The sequence below is a fragment of the Mycobacterium europaeum genome (genome assembly GCF_002102155.1).
In the GTDB taxonomy this organism is placed as follows: Bacteria; Actinomycetota; Actinomycetes; order Mycobacteriales; family Mycobacteriaceae; genus Mycobacterium; species Mycobacterium europaeum.
In genome coordinates this window covers 1-14,934 of sequence record NZ_LQOU01000031.1, presented here as the reverse complement: position 1 = coordinate 14,934, position 14,934 = coordinate 1, and the positions used below count along the sequence as shown (strand labels likewise).

General features: G+C 68.6%; 13 protein-coding genes and 1 pseudogene. 5 read left to right on the top strand and 9 right to left on the bottom strand.

The window, feature by feature from the left end:
* Window positions 1–2: 2 nt before the first annotated feature.
* The 3 genes from AWC03_RS15215 to AWC03_RS15205 form a co-directional block, all read right to left on the bottom strand.
* Window positions 3–3,854, bottom strand: coding sequence for a bifunctional diguanylate cyclase/phosphodiesterase (locus AWC03_RS15215; protein WP_085241588.1), 3,852 nt, complete (start codon window positions 3,852–3,854; stop codon window positions 3–5).
* Between the two features lie 161 nt (window positions 3,855–4,015).
* Window positions 4,016–4,462, bottom strand: coding sequence for a nitroreductase family deazaflavin-dependent oxidoreductase (locus tag AWC03_RS15210; protein ID WP_085241558.1), 447 nt, complete (start codon window positions 4,460–4,462; stop codon window positions 4,016–4,018).
* 10 nt (window positions 4,463–4,472) lie between these two features.
* The gene (locus AWC03_RS15205; RefSeq protein ID WP_085241557.1) at window positions 4,473–4,901 is read right to left on the bottom strand and encodes an HIT family protein; all 429 of its coding nucleotides are present in this window, start codon (window positions 4,899–4,901) and stop codon (window positions 4,473–4,475) included.
* Window positions 4,902–4,938: 37 nt separating this feature from the next.
* Between AWC03_RS15205 and AWC03_RS15200 the strand changes: the two genes are divergently transcribed.
* Window positions 4,939–6,339 (top strand): amidase, encoded by a 1,401-nt coding sequence (locus AWC03_RS15200; protein WP_142278402.1) that lies wholly within the window; start codon window positions 4,939–4,941, stop codon window positions 6,337–6,339.
* Here the strand turns inward: AWC03_RS15200 and AWC03_RS15195 are convergent.
* Window positions 6,334–6,828, bottom strand: a complete 495-nt coding sequence (locus AWC03_RS15195; protein ID WP_085241587.1) for a DNA-deoxyinosine glycosylase — start codon at window positions 6,826–6,828, stop codon at window positions 6,334–6,336. The genes AWC03_RS15200 and AWC03_RS15195 overlap by 6 nt on opposite strands.
* 137 nt (window positions 6,829–6,965) lie before the next feature.
* Here AWC03_RS15195 and AWC03_RS15190 point away from each other — a divergent pair, with 137 nt between their 5' ends.
* Both AWC03_RS15190 and AWC03_RS15185 read left to right on the top strand, forming a co-directional pair.
* On the top strand, window positions 6,966–8,084 hold the full coding sequence (locus AWC03_RS15190; RefSeq protein ID WP_085241586.1) for an adenylate cyclase regulatory domain-containing protein: 1,119 nt from the start codon (window positions 6,966–6,968) through the stop codon (window positions 8,082–8,084).
* Between the two features lie 310 nt (window positions 8,085–8,394).
* Window positions 8,395–8,970 (top strand): hypothetical protein, encoded by a 576-nt coding sequence (locus tag AWC03_RS15185; RefSeq protein WP_085241585.1) that lies wholly within the window; start codon window positions 8,395–8,397, stop codon window positions 8,968–8,970.
* A 65-nt stretch (window positions 8,971–9,035) separates the two neighbouring features.
* Here AWC03_RS15185 and AWC03_RS27285 read toward each other — a convergent pair whose 3' ends face one another.
* From AWC03_RS27285 to AWC03_RS15175, 3 genes are read right to left on the bottom strand one after another with little or no spacing between them, the layout of a single operon-like run.
* Window positions 9,036–9,185: a hypothetical protein gene (locus AWC03_RS27285; protein WP_158089972.1), complete on the bottom strand. Its 150-nt coding sequence runs from the start codon at window positions 9,183–9,185 to the stop codon at window positions 9,036–9,038.
* 35 nt (window positions 9,186–9,220) lie between these two features.
* The gene (locus AWC03_RS15180; protein WP_085241555.1) at window positions 9,221–11,119 is read right to left on the bottom strand and encodes an ABC transporter ATP-binding protein; all 1,899 of its coding nucleotides are present in this window, start codon (window positions 11,117–11,119) and stop codon (window positions 9,221–9,223) included.
* Window positions 11,116–12,882, bottom strand: coding sequence for an ABC transporter ATP-binding protein (locus AWC03_RS15175; protein WP_085241554.1), 1,767 nt, complete (start codon window positions 12,880–12,882; stop codon window positions 11,116–11,118). The genes AWC03_RS15180 and AWC03_RS15175 overlap by 4 nt, the downstream gene beginning before the upstream one ends.
* A gap of 181 nt (window positions 12,883–13,063) precedes the next feature.
* Between AWC03_RS15175 and AWC03_RS15170 the strand changes: the two genes are divergently transcribed.
* Both AWC03_RS15170 and AWC03_RS15165 read left to right on the top strand, forming a co-directional pair.
* Complete coding sequence (locus AWC03_RS15170; RefSeq protein ID WP_420845673.1) at window positions 13,064–13,576, top strand: DUF3558 domain-containing protein; 513 nt, start codon at window positions 13,064–13,066, stop codon at window positions 13,574–13,576.
* On the top strand, window positions 13,573–14,118 hold the full coding sequence (locus tag AWC03_RS15165; RefSeq protein WP_085241553.1) for a DUF3558 domain-containing protein: 546 nt from the start codon (window positions 13,573–13,575) through the stop codon (window positions 14,116–14,118). The genes AWC03_RS15170 and AWC03_RS15165 overlap by 4 nt, the downstream gene beginning before the upstream one ends.
* 58 nt (window positions 14,119–14,176) lie before the next feature.
* Here the strand turns inward: AWC03_RS15165 and AWC03_RS15160 are convergent, their stop codons facing one another.
* Window positions 14,177–14,677 carry a SixA phosphatase family protein gene (locus AWC03_RS15160; RefSeq protein ID WP_142278401.1) on the bottom strand — a complete coding sequence of 167 codons (501 nt, stop codon included), beginning with the start codon at window positions 14,675–14,677 and terminating at the stop codon, window positions 14,177–14,179.
* Between the two features lie 17 nt (window positions 14,678–14,694).
* Window positions 14,695–14,934, bottom strand: a pseudogene (locus AWC03_RS15155) (HNH endonuclease signature motif containing protein); the annotation flags it as partial.

The window sequence follows — 14,934 nt, the reverse complement described above, 5'->3', positions numbered from 1 at the left end:
GCTCACTCCGGCACACCGGATTTCTGCGAATCGATGGGGCCCGCGACCGCGCTCCGGCCGGTGATCCAGCGCCGCAGTTCCTCCGGCGGCAACGGCGGGCTGTGCACGAACCCCTGGGTGATGGTGCAGCCGTAACGCCGCAGCGCGCTCAGGGTGGCGTCGTCTTCGACGCCCTCGGCGACGAGGTCGGCACCCAGGTTCTGCGCCAGGTCCACCGTGGACTGCACGATGGCCACCGATCGGGGATCCTGCGCCAACCGCGCCACGAATCGCCGGTCCAGCTTGAGCTCGTCGACCGAGACATCCTGCAGGCGGGCCAGCGACGACCATCCGGTGCCGTAGTCGTCCAGCGAGATGCGAACGCCGAGCAGCTGCAGGGCGGCGACGGTGTTGCGGGAGCGCTCCGAGTCGACGAGGGCGCTCTCGGTGATCTCGATGATCAGTGCGTCGGGGGGCAGCCCGTGGGTCCGCAGCAACCGTTCGATGGTGACCGCGAGGTCGAGGTCGAGCAGGTTCGTCGTCGACAGGTTCACCGCGACGGTCAGCGCAATGCCCTGGTCGCGCCACAACCGGATCTGTTCGAGGGTGAGGTTGATGGTCCGATTGGCCAACGTGCGCATCAAACCGGCGCGTTCGGCGGACGGGAGGAACTCCTCCGGCAGCAGCAGCCCGCGGGCGGGGTGTTGCCAGCGCAGCAGCGCCTCGACGCTGTGCACGCTCCCGTCGCTCGCGTTGACCTTGGGCTGGTAATGGAGCGTCAGCTCGTCGCCATCGATGAGCGCGGCGCGTAGTTCCCGGATGAGGTTGGGATCGTGGTCGCGATCCACCTCGAAGCCGGACTCGTACACCGCGATCTTGCTCAGTGCGGACTTGGCGTACGGGATCGCGGCCTCCGCCCGATTCAACAGCTCCTGCGGGTGGTCGCAATGATCGGGGTACAGCGCGATGGCGACGCAGGCGTCGATCTGCACACTGATCGCGTCCAGTTCGAACGGGATGCTGATGGCCTCGAGTAACCGACTCGCCTGGGCCCGCGCGGCGGTGAGGTCGGATCCCACCCCGAGCAGGATGGCGAATTCTTCATCGCTCACGCGGGCGAGCAGGTCGTCGCGACGCACGTTGTGCGCGAGCCGGTTTGCGACGCGCCACAACAGCTCTTCGCCGAAGTGGCGACCAACCGAGGCGTTGATCTCCCGCAGCTTGTGGAGGTCCAGCAGGAGCAGCGCACGACGCGACGACGTTCCCACGGGCGAGTCCGAAGCCGACAGCGCGGTGAGCGCCGTTGCCAGCGATCGCCGATTCGGCAGGGTGGTCAATTGGTCCGTCATGGCCTGTTTGTGGCTTTCGGCCAGCAGGCTGACATCCCGGAACGTCACCGAGAATCGCGCGGCGACGGCCACCAGGCTCAGGGCGGCGAGCGTCGATGCGAGCCGCGAATCGTGCCCCAGAATGGTGACGCCGAGTGCCACGACGGTGCACGTCACCGGAACGGCATAGGAGTCGAGTCCGCGCCGCGTTGCCGGTGCCGCCGATGACCCACGGGCCCAGCTGGCCATCGCCACCAACAGCGACGACGCCGGCCAGAGCGCGTCGAGCGAGGTACCCACCCGGTATGAGCCCGCCGACGTCTGGAAGAGGTATGCCGTGTCCGCAACCGCGAAACCCACCAGCCCGGCGACCAGCAGGGCCCACCGGAACTCGCTGCGCCAGCCCAGGATCGGCAGCATGCCGACGGCCAGGGCCAGCAGCACCAAGTCGCCCCAGGGATAAATCAGGCCGACCAACACCGTCGCGGGCGTGCGGTCCGCGGCGGCGTGCATGGGTCCGGCCCGCAGCGCCGCGGCCAGCGCGGCCACGGCCAACGCGCACACCAGGGAATCGAGGCGCACCGGCATCGGTACCCGCTTCAGGCGGGCCCGCATCAGCAGCAAGATCCCGGCATAGACGAACGGGTAGAACGCCAGGTACTCGGGATCGGCGACCGACGGCGACTGCGCGTTCGGCACCCACAACGCATACACGACGTCACCGAGCGCCGAGAGCGCCATGCCCGCGGCGATCAAAGACCACGCCCGCCGGTCGGCTTTGAGGCGGTATGCGCGAACGGCGATCAGCCCGGCCGCCAGCAGGTTCAACGCCGAATACAGGGATTTGGTGAAGAAGACGCTGTGACTGGCAATCGGCGAGACGACGCTGGCCACCGTGAAGGAGGCCACGCCGATGATCAAGGCCGCCAGGGCAATCCGGATTGGCGTCGGGGGCCAGCGGACGCCGTCGATCCCGCCCTGCGGTCGCGCGGGTCTCGACACGGCCACGTCGGCGGCCCGCCTGAGCATCGGCTCGGCGCTCCTCACGGCGGCCTCCACCGCCGCGGCGGCCGGCTCGGCGGGCGGGATGGCCGGGAAGGAATAGGACAGGGGCAAATCGGGCACGAAACTCCGAACACATTGGCCCCCTTCCCGTTTGGCCGTGTACATGGCCAGGTCGGCGTGCCGGAGGAGCTGCTCGACGGTGCAGTCCGACGCGGCGGTGGCGACGGTGAAACCGACACTCGGCCGGACCGCTATGGGAACCCCGTCGACCACGATCGGGGTGTTGAACGCGTCGAGGACCCGATGGGCCGCCCCGTGTGATTCTTCGATGGGACCCTCGAGGAGGACGGCGAATTCGTCGCCACCGAGGCGAGCAATGACGCACTTGTCACCCAGGGTGGCGGTGAGTCGCCCGGCGACCCGGACCAGCAGTTCGTCACCGGCCGGGTGGCCCAGGGCGTCGTTGACCGACTTGAAGTTGTCGAGGTCGAGGCACAACACCCCGATGGGCGCGATGCCGCAATCCTGCCGGGCGACGGCCTGTTCCAGCCGGTCAAGGAAATACGCCCGGTTGGCCAGTCCCGTCAGGCTGTCGCGAAACGCCTCCCGCGCCACCTCGGACAGCAGGCTCTGGTTCTCCGTCAACATGACGAACTGACGCACGAGCACCGCGGCGACGAGAACGCCCAGCGCGGCCAGCAACGGGCCGTGCGCCATCAAGCCCGCCACGTGGCCCATCCCCACCGCGGCGGCCACCAGCAACGGCAGGTACGGAAGCCACAGCCGGGTACGCGACCGTATCTCGTCGGCGCGCGAGGGCGGCGACGGGACCTCGTGGACGCTCGACAGCGCGGCCAGCGCGATCATGCCCAGCCCACCCACTCTGCCCAGGTCCACGAGATCGCTGACCTGGTAGCTGCCGATCCCGCTCTTGAACACCATCGCGATGTCGGCGACGCTGATCATCAGCACGCCGCCGGCCAGCAGATTGCGGCTCGGCGGGTCGCCGCGACGAACCCGCGACAACATCAGGATCGCGGTGGTCAGCAGGACGATGTCGTTGAAGACCTCGGCGAGGGTCGTCACCCGCGAGCCGCTGTTCTGGCGCAGCTGCTGGTCGACGACGAAGACCCACGACACCACGAACAGCGACGTCGCCACGATGAGGCCGTCCAGCACCAGCCGCCGCGGACTGTGGCGGGAAAAGCGCGACAACAGGACCAGCGACGTGAAGGTGCCGAACGGCCAGAGCAACAGGACGATCTCGGCGGCGGCGGGATGGGTGGCGTGGGCCAGTTCCGGACGCACGTCGTACACGGCCCAGATGACCTCGCCCGCCGCCCAGCCCAGCTGGGCCGTCACCATCGCCAGCCATCCGTACCTGTGCCGGCCGGCCGCGGACCGGGCCGCGTAGCCGGCGAATCCCGCCCCGCACAGCAGGCAGACCGCCAGCGCGATTTCATCGACCGGCCGGGTCGCGTAGACGCCCCGCCAGCCCCCGATCGAGGATGCGACCACCAGCGTGGCCGCCAGACCATACACGCCGACGACGAGCCAACCGACTCGCGGGGGCAGCCTGAATCGCCGCCAGGGATTGCCCGCCCAGGGTTGCATACCGCTCCAGCCGATCCGCGCCGTGCGATGACCAATCGAGGAGATCACCGCACGCTAGTGGAGAATAAACCCCCGCGCCAGGCTCGGGGTCAGCGCCGTGTGAGCACGACGACGGGAATCGGCCGCGACGTCTTCTGCTGGTAGGCGGTGTAGCGGTCGCCGTTGTTCTTGTTGACGATCTGCCACAGCCGCGGGTAATCGGCGTCGTCGCGCAGCACCGGGCGAGCGGTGACCGCAAAACGTTTCGGGCCGACGTTGATTTCCACGTCCGGATTCTTCCGCAGGTTGTGGTACCAGCCGGGCGCGCGCGGGTCGCCGCCCTTGGAAGCGACGACCAAATAGTCATCGCCGTCGCGCGCATAGGTGAGCGCCGCGGTTCGCGGTTGGCCGGTCTTGGCGCCCACGGTGTGCAGTAGCAGGCTGGGTATCAGCAGGAAGCGGTGACCGATCCAGCCGTTCGTCTTGCGATACACGCTGTCGTGCAGGCGCAACATCGGGGGCAGTAGACGCTGTTCGACCCAGGACGGAAATGCCATCAGCCCAGTATTACTGGCTGGCGTCGATGCGGGCCAGCGCCGAACGCAGGATGTGCGCGGTGGCGTCCCGGTCGGGGTCGCGCCTCAGCAGCATCCCCTTGGCGACCGACAGCTTGTCGCCGTTGCGTCGGGGCAGCACGTGCAAATGAATGTGGAACACCGTCTGGAAGGCGGCGCTGCCGTCGTTGATGGCGATGTTGGTCGCGTCGGCCAATTCCGTTGTGCGGGCGGCACGGGCGATCCGCTGGCCGATGGTGATCATCCCGGCCAGCGTCTCGGGCGGGGTGTCGGTGAGGTCCACGGTGTGGCGTTTGGGGATGACGAGGGTGTGCCCTCGGGCGAACGGGCGGATGTCGAGGATGGCCAGATAGTCGTCGTCTTCACAGATCCGGATGGCCGGGGCCTCGCCGGCGATGATCGCACAGAACACGCAGGACATGTCGCCCACGGTACTGGCCGGGGGATACGCTGCCGCAGTGGACGCTCGCGATGTGGCTTATGCCGGCGCGGCCACTCAGGCCCGGATGCTGGCCGACGGTGAGCTGACCGCGCCCGGGCTGCTCGAGATCTACCTGGATCGGATCGCGCGGCTGGACAGCCAATTGCGCTGCTATCGCGTGGTGTTGTCCGACAGCGCGCGTGATGAGGCCGCCGTCGCGCAGGACCGCCTCGACGCCGGCGAGCGGCTGCCGCTGCTCGGGGTGCCGATCGCGATCAAGGACGACGTCGACGTCGCAGGCGAGGTGACGACGTACGGCAGCGGCGGACACCGGCCGGCGGCGACCTCCGACGCCGAGGTGGTCCGCCGGCTCCGCGCCGCCGGCGCCGTCATCCTCGGCAAAACCAATGTGCCCGAGCTGATGATGTTTCCCTACACCGAGTCGCTGGCCTTCGGGGCGACCCGCAATCCGTGGAACCTCACCCGCACGCCGGGCGGCAGCAGTGGCGGCAGCGCGGCCGCGGTGGCCGCCGGCCTGGCTCCGCTGGCGCTGGGCTCGGACGGTGGCGGCTCGATCCGCATCCCGGCGATCTGGTGCGGCCTGTTCGGTGTCAAACCGCAACGGGATCGGGTGTCGTTGGAGCCGCACGACGACGCGTGGCACGGGCTCAGCGCCAACGGCCCGCTGGCCCGGTCGGTGCTGGACGCCGCGCTATTCCTCGACGCGACGGCGACGGTTTCCGAAGTGTCCGGCCCGAGCGGCGAGTTCGCGGCCGCGGCGACGCGTGACCCCGGCCGGCTGCGCATCGCCTTGAGCACGAAGGTCCCCACGCCGCTGCCCGTCAGGATCGGCAAGCAGGAGCTCACGGCGGTCGAGCAGGCCGGCGCGTTGCTGCGCGACCTGGGCCATGACGTGATCCGCGCCGACCCCGACTATCCACCGTCGGCCATCATGACCAATTACCTTCCCCGCTATCTGCGGGGCATCAGCGACGACGCCGACGCGCTGGGGCATCCCGAACGTCTCGAAGCGCGCACCCGCAACCTGGCGCGCGCCGGCTCGCTGTTCTCCGATCGCCGGATGGTCGCCCTCCGCGAGGCCGAGGCGGCGGTGAGCGCCCGGATTCAGTCGATCTTCGACGACGTCGACGTCGTCGTCACGCCGGGCAATGCCACGGGCCCGTCCCGCATCGGCGCTTACCAACGCCGCGGCGCGGTGTGGACGCTGCTGGCGGTGGCGCAGCGCGTGCCCTACCAGCAGGTGTGGAACCTGACCGGTCAGCCCGCCGCGGCCGTGCCATGGGACTTCGACGGCGACGGCCTGCCGATCGGCGTCCAGCTGGTGGGCCGGCCGTTCGCGGAGGCGACGTTGTTGTCGCTGGCCGCCCAGATCGAGTCGGCGCGGCCGTGGGCGCACCGGCGACCGCCGGTGTCATGAAGGAAGGATTTCGCGCCAGGCGGCCAGCTTGACGCCCGGCCGGACGGCGTGGGCCGGGCTCGTCGACGGTAGCCGCCGGTAGTGAATCCGCTTGTCGGCCTCGGCCAGCCTGCGGTACAACTCGGCGGCCTTGGCGCCGTTGAAGTAGACGCGCGTGATGGCGGGGTACCGCGCGAACAGTTCGCCGAAGTCGTTGACCACCACGCTCTTGGGTTCGATCGCCGAATCCGCGCTGCCGGCCCGGCGGCACGCGCCCACCACGTCCCAGAGGGCCACGCCGGCCGATTGCAGGGCGGCCAGCCGCTTTTCGTACGGCGCCGCCGCATCGAACCCGAACAGCTCGGCGGTGATCGCCCAGAACGCGTTTCGCGGATTGCCGTAGTACTGGCCCGCCCCCAGCGACTGGGGGCTCGGGAAGGAACCCAGGATCAGCACCCGGGCGTGCTCGTCGACGACCGGCGGGAATCCCCGCAGCAGCGGTGCGCTCATCACTGCACATCATGGCGCGCATCTCGGTTCGCCGGCGTCGACCCGCTTCGCCCGGCTTCGCCGCGCTCGCGATCGACGGGGCCGATTTGCGTCGACCCGCTTCGCCCGGCTTCGCCGCGCTCGCGATCGACGCGGGCCTGTACGTTGGCGACGTGGACGGGGACCTGCTCGGCGGACTCGAGGGCAGCGCACGCGCTGAACGGGCGGAGCTGGTCGAGTGGCTGCTTGAGCAGGGCATCACCGCCGACGAGATCAGGGCAACGAACCCGCCACTGTTGCTGGCCACCCGCCACCTGATCGGTGACGACGGCACCTACGTGTCCGCCCGCGAGATCAGCGAGACGCACGGCATCGACCTGGAGCTGTTGCAACGGGTGCAGCGCGCGATCGGCCTTGCCCGGGTGGAGGATCCCGACGCGGTCGTGCACATGCGCGCCGACGGCGAAGCGGCCGCCTACGCCCAGCGTTTCGTCGAGCTCGGCCTGGATCCCGAGCAAGTGGTGCTGGTGGTCCGGGTACTCGCCGAAGGTCTGTCGCGCGCCGCTGAGGTCATGCGCTATACGGCGCTTTCGGCGATCATGCGGCCCGGGGCCACCGAGCTGGAAATAGCCAAGGCGTCAAAGGCTTTGGTAGGCGAAATCGCGCCCGAGCTCGGTCCGATGATCCAGCACATGCTGTTCATGCAGCTGCGCCACATGATGGAGACCGAAGCGGTCAACGCGGCCGAACGCGCCGCCGGCAAGCCGCTGCCGGGCGCGCGCCAGATCACCGTCGCCTTCGCCGACCTCGTCGGCTTCACCCGGATCGGTGAAGCGGTGTCGCCGGAGGAACTGGGACATCTGGCCAATCGACTGGCGGTCCTGGCCCGAGACATCACCGTCCCGCCGGTGCGATTCATCAAGACGATCGGCGACGCGGTGATGTTCGTCTGCCCCGACCCGCTGCCCATGCTCGACGTGGTGGTGAAGCTGGTGGACGCGGTGGACACCGACAACGACTTCCCGCGGCTACGGGCGGGCGTGGCCTCCGGCATGGCCGTGAGCCGGGCGGGCGACTGGTTCGGCAGTCCGGTCAACGTCGCCAGCCGGGTCACCGGCGTGGCGCGTCCGGGCACCGTGCTCGCGGCGGATTCGGTCTGGGAGACGGTGGGGGACACCGGCGAGTTCAACGGATCGTTCGCAGGTGCGCGCCGCCTCAAGGGCATCAAGAACGAGGTCAAGCTCTTCCGTATTCGCCGGGGCGACGGCGGAAACTGAGTCGCAAAGTCGGCCGACATGGGCAGGCCCGGACGACTCTGGGGGCGTGGGCTCCGTCATGCGCGGGTCCTACGCGGCCGGTCTTCTACCCTGACTTCCGGCGCTTTGAATTGGTCGTTTCCGGGCCTGCTTCGCTACCAAAAATACAACGCCGAACAGCCCATATCAACGGGTCTTGCGCACTTAAACACAGCTTTCGCGGACGGAGGTCGGCGGCTTCGTCGCCCACCGCGCGCCTGCCGTCGCCTCGCGGCGTTCGCCGCCGGTGAACGCTGTTCCCTAACATATGTAACGGTGTAATCATGTAATGATGAAATCGCATCACACGCACGGCCGGCGCTACGGCCGCCCCGGTGGCTGGCAGCAAGCTCAGCAGCCCGACGCCAGCGACGCCGCGGAATGGTTCGCCGGGCGCCTGCCCGAAAGCTGGTTCGACGGGGACCCGACGGTCATCGTCGACCGCGAGGAGATCACCGTCATCGGACGGCTGCCCGAGCCCCAGGGCCCGGAGCAGGAGACCGAGGCGCGCGCGGAAGGGCGCGCCTCCCGGTTCCGTGAGGAATCCCGTTCGGAGCGAATGCACATCGCCGACGAGGCGCAGGATCGCTACGGGCGCAAGGTGTCCTGGGGCGTCGAGGTCGGTTCCAAATCCGGCACGGAACGAATCCTGTTCACTCACATCGCGGTACCGGTGATGACGCGGCTGAAGCAACCCGAACGGCAGGTGCTCGATACGCTGGTGGATGCCGGTGTCGCCCGGTCTCGCGCCGACGCGCTGGCGTGGTCGGTCAAGCTGGTGGGTGAACATGCCGAGGAATGGCTGGCCAAGCTGCGTAGCGCCATGTCGGCGGTCGACGACTTACGCGCCGAGGGGCCGAACCTTTAGCCCCAGGCCGGTGCCCTTACCCGCTGAATCGTAACGAGTTGTCCCGGTTGGGTTTTGACCATATCTCACCCGCCGTAGTTGGTCCACCAGGTGTGCAGGTCCTCGGGCGCGGGCGGATCCCCGTAGACGTCGCAGAGCATGAGTTTGGCCTCGTTGGTCCAGATCACGTTCGGGTGGTTCGTGTAGGTGCCGCACGCGATCATGCCGGCGGTCACCGCCGGGGTGGTGTCGTGGTGCCAGCCGCAAGGTGCTATGCCCGTGTCATGGCGTAGTAGGCGCCCCGGCGGCCCAGCAACTCGGCATGGCTGCCTTGCTCGGCGACCCGGCCGTCCTCGACCACGACGATGCGGTCCGCGTCCCGAATCGTCGAAAGACGGTGGGCGATGATGAAACTCGTGCGGTCTCGGCGCAGCTCCGACATGGCGCGGGCGATGAGCGCCTCGGTGCGGGTGTCGACCGAACTGGTCGCCTCGTCGAGGATCAACAGCCGGGGCCGGGCCAGGAAGGCGCGCGCGATGGTGATGAGCTGCTTCTCGCCGGCGCTGATGTTGCCACCGCCACCGCTGACCCGTGTCTGGTAGCCGTCCGGCAGGGTGTGCACAAACCGGTCGACGTAGGCCGCCTTCGCGGCTTGCACCACCTCGTCCGCACTGGCGCCGGGCCGCCCGTAGGCGATGTTCTCCGCGATCGTCCCGTCGAAGAGCCAGGTGTCTTGCAGGACCATGCCGATCCGCGACCGCAGCGACTGCCTGCTCACGGTCGTGATGTCGACGCCGTCGACCAGGATCCGGCCGGAATCGACGTCGTAGAACCGCATCAGCAGGTTCACCAGTGTGGTCTTGCCGGCGCCGGTGGGCCCGACGATCGCCACCGTGGTTCCGGGTTCGGCCACCATCGACAGGTCGTGGATCACTGGGGTGTTCGGGCGGTAGCCGAAGCTGACGTGCTGGAACTCGACTCGGCCGGTGAGGGCCGCGTGCGGCCGCGGCACGGCGGCCGCGGCGTCGGGTGATTCCTCGGGTTCGTCGAGCAGATCGAATACCCGCTCGGCGCTGGCCACCCCGGACTGCAGGGTGTTGTACATACCGGCCACCTGGCCGAGCGGGCTGTTGAACTGCCGCACGTATTGGATGAAAGCCTGGATCCCGCCGAGGGTGATGTGGCCGGTGGCGACCTGCAGGCCGCCCACCACGGCGACGGCCACGTAGCCGAGGTTGCCGATGAACCCCGTCGCCGGCGCCACAAGGCCCGAGAAGAACTGGGCGCCGAAACTGGCCCGGTACACGTCGTCGTTGCAGTCACGAAACTGCGCGCGTGCCGCGGCCTGGTGGCCGAACGTCTTGACCACCGTGAAGCCGCTGTACGTCTCCTCGATATGGGCGTTGAGGCGACCGATGCTCGTCCACTGCGCCACGAACAGGCGCTGGGCGCGCCGCGCGATCGCGCGTGTCGCCAGCAGGGTCAGCGGCACCGTGGCGACGGTGATCAGGGCCAACAGCGGCGAGATGGACACCATCATCGCCAGCACGGCGACCACCGTCAGGATCGACGTCACCAGCTGGCTGATGGTCATCGACAGCGACGACTGCACGTTGTCGATGTCGTTGGTCACCCGGCTCAGCAGCTCACCGCGTTGCCGGCCGTCGAAGTAGGACAGCGGCAGCCGGTGGATCTTGTCCTCGACGTCCGAACGCAGCGCGACCATGGTGCGCTGCACGGTGACGTTGAGCAGCCGCGCCTGCGCCCAAATCAGCAGCGCCGAAACCAGATACAGGCCCAGCGCCAGCGCCAGTGTTCGCGCCACCGCGCCGAAGTCCACGCCCTTGCCCGGCACCACGCTCATCCCCGACAGCAGGTCGGCGAAGGTGCCCTCGCCCCGCGCGCGGGCCGCGGCGACGGCCTGCGCCTTGGTGATGCCCGCGGGCAGCTGTCGCCCTATGACGCCGTTGAACAACAGATCCGTGGCGTGGCCGAGGATGCGCGGGACGATGACCCCGATCACCGTCCCGGTGACCCCCAGGCCGATCACGGCGACGCTCAGCCGGCGTTGCGGTGTAAGCCTTTTCACCAGCCGGGTGGCCGACCCCCAGAAGTCGCGAGACCGGCCCGCGGGGGCCGGCGCCACACCGCGAGTCACCGCCGCGGTCATGGCAAGCCCCCCGCGTGGCCCGATCCCACGGCGCTCACCGACTGCGAGTCGGCGAATTCCGCGTAGGTGGGGCAGTCGGTGAGCAACGATTCGTGGGTGCCGGTGCCCACCAGTCGTCCGTTGTCGACGACGATCACCTGATCGGCCTGGGCGGCGGTCGAAACCCGTTGGGTGACAACGATGACGGTCGCCGCGGCCGCTACCTGTTGCAGCGACGCGCGGACCCGCGCGTCGGTGTGCACGTCGAGCGCGCCGAACGAGTCGTCGAAAAGGTAGATGGCGGGGCGGCGGATGACCGCCCGGGCGATCGCCAGTCGTTGCCGCTGACCGCCGGAGAAGTTGATACCGCCCTGGGCCACCCGCATCCGGAGCCCGTCGTCGTGTGCGCGCACGAATCCGTCGGCGTCGGCCACCCGCAACGCTTCCCACATCTCGTCGTCGGTCACCACCTGGTTCGGGGCCGCGCCGATGCGGAGATTGTCGGCCACGGTACCGGAGAACAGGTAGCCGCGTTGGGGAACCAGCCCGATCGCGGACCACAGCCGCTCGGTGTGGTAGTCGCGGACGTCGATATCGTCGACCAGCACGGCGCCGCCGGTCACGTCGTAGAGCCGGCAGATCAGCGACACCAGCGTCGACTTGCCCGACCCGGTGCTGCCGACGATGGCCGTGGTGGTGCCGGGACGTGCGGTCAACGAAACGTCTTGCAGCACCGGGCGGTCAGCACCCGGATAGCTGAAGGTGGCGCCGTCGAGGCGCACCACCCCGGTGATCCCGCCGGGCGGGAACGCCGGCCGCTGCGGATCGGTCACCGCGGCCCGGGTGGAGAGCACCTCGGTGATCCGTTCGGCGCACACGGATGCTCGCGGCAGCACCACCAACGTCATGGTGGCCATCAGCACCGCCATGAGGATCTGGGTGAAGTAGGCCAGGAAGGCGGTCAGCGAGCCGACCTGCATCTGGCCGCGATCGATGCGCAGCCCGCCGAACCAGATCAGCGCGACGCTGGACACGTTGACGGTCAGCGTGGTCACCGGCAGCATCACCGCCTGCCAGTTGCCGGCGGTGAGCGCGGTGTGCGACAGCGCGGCGTTGGCGCGGGCGAATCGGTCGCGCTCATAGCGTTCGCGGGCGAACGCACGGACGACGCGGACGCCGGAGAGTTGGTCGCGCATCACCCGGTTGATGCCGTCGATCAGGCCCTGCATCCTGCGGAACAGGGGCAGCATGTGCGACATCACCCAGTAGTTGGTCAGCGCCATGATGGGAACGCTGACCAGCAGGAGCCAGGTCAGCGCGGCCTCCTGGTGGATCGCCATCAGGATTCCGCCCACGCACATGATGGGCGCGGTGACCAGCACGGTGCTCGATATCTGAACCAGGTATTGAATCTGGCGGACGTCGTTGGTGCTGCGCGTCAACAGCGTGGGCGCGCCGAAGCGGGCGGTCTCATGCTCGGAGAAGGTCGTGATGTGTTCGAACATCGCCGCGCGCAGGTCGCGACCGAAGCCCATCCCGGTTCGCGACCCGAAGTAGATCGCCCCGACCGCGCACAACACCTGCAGTCCGGTGACCGAGAGCATCACCATGCCGAGCCTGACGATCGTGGACGTGTCGCCCTTGGCGACGCCCTCGTCGATGATCGCGGCGTTGACCGTCGGCAGGTACAGCGACGCCAGGGTGCTGGTTGCCTGGAGCACCATCAGCACCGCGACCAGCCGCCGGTACGGCCGGATGTACTGGCGCAGCAGTGCCAGGAGCATTTCGTAACTGTCGCACACGGCGCGTCTGGCGGCGTAACTGAAACGCCTGCTCAGGCGCGTCGGTGGTTGACCCGGTGAGCTGCCGCTACAGTGCATCGTGTGGACCGGGAGCAGGCTGAGCAAGAGCAGGGTAGCGGTGCGGCGTAACGCGAGGGCGCTCGCCGTAGCGGCGTCAGCCTTGATGATCCTGGTGCCCGCGGTTGCCGCGTGCTCCGCCTCCGGCGGCAACAAACCGGGTGCGACGTCCTCGTCGGCGCCCGCGAACTCGGAGGGCCATCACGGGCCGATGTTCCCCCAGTGCGGGGGCATCAGCGACCAGACCGTGGCGGAACTGACCAAGGTGACCGGCCTGATCAACACCGCCCGGAACTCCGTCGGCTGCCAGTGGCTGGCGGGCGGCGGCATCCTCGGTCCGCACTTTTCCTTTTCCTGGTATCGCGGCAGCCCGATCGGGCGTGAACGCAAGACCGAGGAGTTGTCGCGCGCCAGCGTCGACGACATCAACATCGACGGACACGGCGGATTCATCGCCATCGGCAACGAGCCCAACCTCGGTGACTCGCTCTGCGAGGTGGGCATCCAATTCCAGGACGACTTCTTCGAATGGTCGATCAGCTTCAGCCAAAAGCCCTTCCCGCCGCCATGCGACATAGCCAAGGAACTGGCACGTCAGTCGATTGCGAACTCGAAATGACCAGAAGAAGCGTCCGCGCAGTTGTAGCGATCTTGATCACCGCGCTGGTGTTGACCGGATGTTCGCGGTCCATCGCCGGCAACGCCGTGAAGGCCGGGTCGGGCGGCGTCCCCCGCAACAACAACTCCCAGCAGCAGTATCCGAACCTGCTCAAGGAGTGTGAGGTGCTCACCAGCGACATCCTCGCCAAGACGGTGGGTGCCGACCCGCTCGACATTCAGAGCACGTTCGTCGGCGCGATCTGCCGGTGGCAGGCGGCCAACCCTGCCGGGCTGATCGACATCACGCGGTTCTGGTTCGAGCAGGGCAGCCTCAGCAACGAACGCAAGGTCGCCGACTTCCTGAAGTACAAGGTCGAGTCCCGCAACATCGCCGGGATCGATTCGATCGTGATGCGCCCGGACGACCCGAACGGCGCATGCGGAGTCGCCAGCGACGCCGCGGGCGTGGTCGGGTGGTGGGTCAACCCCCAGGCGCCCGGCATCGACGCCTGCGGGCAGGCGCTCAAGCTGATGGAGCTGACCCTGGCCACCAACTCCTAGGTCAGCGCGGCGACGATGCGGCCCGCGAAGCGGGGCGAGGAGGAGCCGGGCAATCGGACTAGCGCGGGATTTCGAAGGCGATCAGCGCGGCCCGGCCGAGCTCGAGGTCTTTCCATGTGAACGGCACCGTCAGCACCGCGATCGCCGACGTCGGGAACTTGGCCGAGATCCGTTCGGCGGCAGCGGCGTCGGTGCCAGTGCCGGCCAGGCCGAGAGCCAGGCCGGACATCGTCGGCTCGTGACCGACCACCAGCAGCGTCTGAACGTCGTCGCCGACCGCGTTGATCTCTTCGATCATGGTGCCGGGCGTGGCGCCGTACAGCCGCTCGCGGTACCGCACCGGGCCGTCAATGCGGGTGTTGGCCAACGTCTGGCGCGCACGCGTCGCGGTGGAGCACAGCACGGCGTCGATGGCTGGAGCGTTGGCGCGCAGCCAATCGCCGGCGAGTCCCGCTTGCTTGACACCGCGGGGCGCCAGCGGCCGGTCGTGGTCGGCGACCCCGGGCGGGTAGTCAGACTTCGCGTGACGCATCAAGAGCAACGTGCGCGGATCTTCCACGCGAGTCACGCTAACGCCTAGGCCGCGTCGTCGTCATCGGCGTCGCCGTCGCGCAGGAGTTGTTCGGGGTGGTGGAAGGTGTTGGTTCGGGGTTGGCCGCGGTCTTGGTGGGGTGGGGGGATCCATTCGGTTTGGCTTTTGGTGTTTTTGCGGGTGGTCCAGCCGTCGGGTCGCAGGAGACGGTGGTGGGGTCCGCAGGCGAAGGTGAGGTTGGTGATGTCGGTGCGCCGGCACTGGGTCCAGTCGGTGACGTGGTG